This window comes from Acidovorax sp. KPB24-07, assembly GCF_057543315.1.
Genome location: NZ_BAAJYS010000260.1, coordinates 1 through 4,939 on the forward strand (window position 1 = coordinate 1; position 4,939 = coordinate 4,939).

Annotated in this window: 5 protein-coding genes; all 5 read right to left on the bottom strand. The window is 71.1% G+C overall.

Features of this window, described 5'->3' with window-relative positions; translation table 11 throughout:
- Positions 1-34: 34 nt before the first annotated feature.
- Positions 35-1,534: an FAD-linked oxidase C-terminal domain-containing protein gene (locus tag AC27IQ_RS18785; protein WP_487090374.1), complete on the bottom strand. Its 1,500-nt coding sequence runs from the start codon at positions 1,532-1,534 to the stop codon at positions 35-37.
- A 47-nt stretch (positions 1,535-1,581) separates the two neighbouring features.
- The gene (locus AC27IQ_RS18790; RefSeq protein WP_487090375.1) at positions 1,582-3,471 is read right to left on the bottom strand and encodes a sensor domain-containing phosphodiesterase; all 1,890 of its coding nucleotides are present in this window, start codon (positions 3,469-3,471) and stop codon (positions 1,582-1,584) included.
- Positions 3,472-3,562: 91 nt separating this feature from the next.
- Positions 3,563-3,958 (bottom strand): response regulator, encoded by a 396-nt coding sequence (locus AC27IQ_RS18795; protein ID WP_317354492.1) that lies wholly within the window; start codon positions 3,956-3,958, stop codon positions 3,563-3,565.
- Entirely contained in the window at positions 3,955-4,452 is a 498-nt protein-coding gene (locus AC27IQ_RS18800) for a GAF domain-containing protein (RefSeq protein WP_487090376.1), read from the bottom strand. Before AC27IQ_RS18800 ends, AC27IQ_RS18795 begins: the two co-directional genes overlap by 4 nt.
- Positions 4,453-4,483: 31 nt before the next feature.
- Positions 4,484-4,939, bottom strand: a 456-nt coding sequence (locus tag AC27IQ_RS18805) for a chemotaxis protein CheW (RefSeq protein ID WP_487090377.1), incomplete at its 5' end; no start/stop codon positions are given.

The window sequence follows — 4,939 nt, forward strand, 5'->3', positions numbered from 1 at the left end:
CGGCCCCGCGCCGGCACCCCCGGCCGCGCGCCGCTCAGAACCGTGGCAGGTCCGGGTGGGCGATCCGGCCGCCGCGCACCAGCATCTTTCCGTACTCCGCGCAGCGGTTGAGCGTGGGGATCACCTTGCCCGGGTTGAGCAGGCCCGCCGGGTCGAAGGCGGCCTTGAGCGCGAACATCTGCGCGTTCTCCTCGGTGGTGAACTGGGTGCACATGGAGTTGAGCTTTTCCACCCCCACGCCGTGCTCGCCCGTCACCGTGCCGCCCATGGCCACGCTGGTCTCCAGGATGTCGGCGCCGAACAGCTCGCAGCGGTGCAGCTGGTCGGGGTCGTTGGCATCGAACAGGATCAGCGGGTGCAGGTTGCCGTCGCCCGCGTGGAACACGTTGGCGCAGCGCAGCCCGTATTTCTTTTCCATCGCGGCAATGGCCAGCAGGATGTCGGCCAGCCGCTTGCGCGGGATGGTCGAGTCCATGCACATGTAGTCGGGGCTGATGCGGCCGCTGGCCGGAAAGGCGTTCTTGCGGCCGCTCCAAAAGCGCAGGCGTTCGGCCTCGTCCTGGCTCACGGTCAGGGCGGTGGCGCCGGCCGCACGCAGCACCTCGCTCATGCGGCCGATCTCCTCCTGGACCTCCTCGGGCGTGCCGTCGCTCTCGCACAGCAGGATGGCCTCGGCGGTGAGGTCGTAGCCGGCGCAGACGAAGTCCTCCACCGCGGCGGTCATGGGCTTGTCCATCATTTCGAGGCCCGCCGGAATGATGCCGGCCGCGATGATGGCCGCCACCGCATCGCCGGCCCGGCGCACGTCGTCGAAGCTGGCCATGATGCAGCGCGCCAGCTGCGGCTTGGGGATGAGGCGCACCGTGACCTCGGTGGCCACGGCCAGCATGCCCTCGCTGCCGATCACCGCGGCCAGCAGGTCGTAGCCGGGCGCATCCAGCGCTTCGCTGCCGAAGGTGACGGGATCGCCCTCCATGGTGAAGCCGCGCACGCGCAGCACGTTGTGCACCGTGAGGCCGTACTTCAGGCAGTGCACGCCGCCGGAGTTCTCGGCGATGTTGCCGCCGATGGTGCAGGCGATCTGGCTGCTCGGGTCGGGCGCGTAGTACAGCCCGTGGGGCGCAGCGGCCTCGCTGATGGCCAGGTTGCGCACGCCGCACTGCACGACGGCGGTGCGCGACACCGGGTCCATGCGCAGGATGCGGTTGAACTTGGCGAGCGACAGCGTCACCCCGAGGGCGTGCGGCATGGCCCCGCCCGACAGCCCGGTGCCGGCCCCGCGCGCCACCACGGGCACCGACAGCGCATGGCAGGCGCGCAGCACGCCCTGCACCTGCTCCTCGGTCTCGGGCAGGGCCACGGCCAGCGGGCGCTGGCGGTAGGCGGTGAGCCCGTCACATTCGTAGGGCGTGGTGTCCTCGGCCTGCCACAGCAGCGCATGCGCGGGCAGCACGGCCTGCAGCGCGGGGATCAGCCGCGCGCGGATGGCGGCGGCGGGGGACGGTGAGGGGGAAGGGGCGTTGGCGATCGTCATGGGGTGCCGCGGGGCCCCGGCGGGCACCGCTGAAGGGGCACTCTACGTCAATCCAGCCGCCAAACGGGTGGCTGCGCGGCCGCGCTCGCGTGAAGTTCTTTCGCGTCGGCCGTGAAAAGCTTTCCCGGTGCCGCCGCCGCCCGCGCGGCGAAGAAGGGCGCGACCTCGCCGGCCTCCATGGGGTAGGCCAGGAAGTAGCCCTGCACCAGGTCGCAGCCCGCCTCGGAGACCATGTCCAGGATCTCCTGGGTTTCCACGCCTTCGGCCACGAGCTGGTAGCCCAGGCGCTGGCCCAGCGAGATGATGGTGCGCAGCAGCGTCCAGGCCTGCATGTCGTGGGCGATGGGCATCACGAGCGACTGGTCGAGCTTGAGCATTTCCGCCGGCAGCCCGCGCAGGCACGACAGGTTGCAGTAGCCGATGCCGAAGTCGTCCAGCGACACCTTCAGGCCCATGGCGCGGATCTCCTCCAGCACGCGCTGCGTGGCCCGGCCGGTCAGGGCGACGTTCTCGGTGCATTCGATGTGCAGCTGCTGCGCCGCCACGCCGTGCAGCGCGATGGCATTGCGCAGCACCAGGGCGAAGTCCGGATGCTCCAGGTTGCGGGCGGACACGTTGATCGCCATGGTCAGCTGCAGGCCCTGGCGGTTCCATTCCGCCAACTGGGCCAGTGACGTGTGCAGCACCCATTCGGTGAGCAGATGGATCAGCGCCGTCTGCTCCACCTGCTCGATGAACTCGGCGGGCGAGACATTGCCGTGGCGCGGGTGGCGCCAGCGGATCAGCGCCTCCACGCCGGAAAAGCGCTGCTGGCGCACCTCGAACTGGGGCTGGTACACCAGGCGGAACTCGCCCTCCGCCAGGCCTTGCGTCAGGCCGCGCACCAGCGCGAACGCGCGGCGGTGGGCGGTGTCGGACTCGGGGGCGTACCAGACCAAGGCGCGGTTCAGCTCGTCCGCCTGGTGCAGGGCGGAGGTCGCGCGGCGCAGCACGTCGCCCGCGGATTCGGCGTCGAGCGTGAAGCGCGCCAGGCCCGCCACCAGGTGCAGCTCCAGCACGACGCGGCTGATGCGGAACGCTTCCTGCAGGTGGCGCTGCACCCGCAGCACGGCTTGCTCCTGCTCCTGCGGCTGCGCGCCGTCCTCGGGGAGCAGATAGGCAAACCGGGTTTCGGATGCGTGGTACAGCTGCACCCCCGGGCCCAGGGCCTGGGCCAGGTGCAGCGCTACGTCGCGCAGGCCGGCCTCCAGCGGGGCGATGCCGATGGCGCGCACGGCCTGCTGCAGGTCGCGGTCGCGGATCACGTCCAGCAGCACGAGCGTGCGCGTCTCGCCCGGCGTCTGGGTGCACTGGCTCATCAGGTCCTGCACGAGCTGGGCCCGGTTGTACAGGCTGGTGATCTCGTTGATGCGCCCGGCCGTGCGCTGCAGCGCGATCTCGTTCATGGCGAGCGCAGCCAGGTCCTGGAGCTGCCGGCACTGCGCGGCATCGAAGGTGCGCGGGTGCTGGTCCAGGATGCAGAGCGCGCCCAGCGCCTGGCCGCCGGGCAGCACCAGCGGGGCGCCCGCATAAAAGCGCACGCCCAGCTCGCCGGTCACCAGCGGGTTGTGGACGAAGCGTTCGTCCAGCAGGGTGTCCTCGACCACCATGACGTCGGCGGACTGGATGGTGTGGTGGCAAAAGGCCACCGAGCGCGGCAGCTCGCGCGCGGAAAGGCCCACGCGCGACTTGTGCCATTGGCGCTCGATGTCCACCAGCGTCACCAGCGCGATGGGGGCGCCGAACAGGGCGCTTGCCAGCCGCGTGATGCGGTCGAAGCCGTCGCTGTCCGGCGTCTCCAGCAGGCCGGTGGTCTGCAGGGCGCAGATGCGTTGGCGTTCCCGTTCGAGCGCCTGGTCTGTGTCTTCGGGGCGGGGGATCGAACTCAGCGGTGGCACGGGCGGCAGTCTCCCAGCGGGTCGATGAAGGTGGGCGCGGCGCCGGCGCCTGCCCGGGACGCGCGCACCACCACGCAGGGGGGCCGCGCGGTCATGGCCTGCGCCCCGCCATGGTTTGCACCGATTCGAGCAGTGCCCCGATCTTGAAGGGCTTGCGCAGCGTGCCCGTGACGCCGATGGCGGCGCGCCAGGCATCGCGTTCCGGGTCGGGCAGCGAGGACATGGCCAGCACCGGCACGTCGGCCGCGCAGGCGAACGCTCCGCCGCGCAGTCGCGCCAGCAGGTCGGTGGAGGCGGCGGCATCGTCGCAATCGAGCACCAGGCCGAAAAAGGGCTGGGCCGCCAGCATGGGCAGGGCCCGCGCCACGCTGGTGGCTTCGTGAAAGTCCACCAGGCCGAGGTCGCGCGCCACCGAGACGATCGTGCGGCGCAGCACGAATTGCGGCTCCACCAGCAAGAGGAGGGGCAGGGGGGGAGGACGGGTCATGCGTCTTGGTCTTTGCCGGCAATGGTTTCGTTGGCCAGGGTGCCCAGCGCCCGCAGCACGGCCCGCTCGGTGGCGGTGAGGCTGCGGGGCTTGGTGTCGATGATGCAGAGCGTACCCAGGCGCTCGCCGGTCGGCGCGCACAGCGGGGCGCCGGCGTAGAAGCGGATGTTCGGGGCCTGGGTCACCATGGGATTGTCGGCAAAGCGCGCGTCGAGGTTCGCATCCTCCACCACGAACAGGTCCGGCTGCAGGATGGCGTGGGCGCAGAACGACACGTCGCGGCTGGTCTGCGGCACGTCGAGCCCGACGCGCGACTTGAACCATTGCCGCTGGCCGTCGATGAGGCTCATCAGGGCGATCGGGGCGTCCAGCTGTTCGGCCGCGAACCGCACGAATCGGTCGAAGCGCTCCTCCGGGGGCGTATCGAGCAGCATCAGCGCCTGCAGCGCCCGCAGGCGCTGCGCTTCGTTCTCGGGGGGCCTGGCTGGGGTCATGGGAGGTCCTTGGGGAGAAGGGTTGGGGGCGTCAGCCGAGCAGGTAGGCCAACTGGCCCAGGTCGACCACGACCATGCTGGCGCTGACGCCATCGTGCTGGTGCGTGACCATGCGGAACTCGCCCACCGAGCCGAGCCGCATTTCGCGCACATCGGCGCGATGGGCCGGCAGCCAGTCGCACAGCCGGGCAATCGCGATGCCCACGGTGGCGTGCTCGGCCGGGTCGGGCTGCAGCAGGATGGCCATGCGCGGCGGCTCGGCGCCGGGCCGGCCGTTGAGCGAGGGCAGGCTGACCACCTTGAGCGTCTTGCCGCGCCACGGCATCACGGCGGTCCGGCCGCGCACCAGTTCGTCGATGGTGGGCTGCGGCAGCTCCACCACGCCGACCACGCTGTCCACCGGCGAGGCATAGAGCGCATCGGCCTCGAACACCAGAAAGTGGCCGCCGGCCTGGCCCGCGTCGGCCTGGGCACCCGTCGCGCGCCG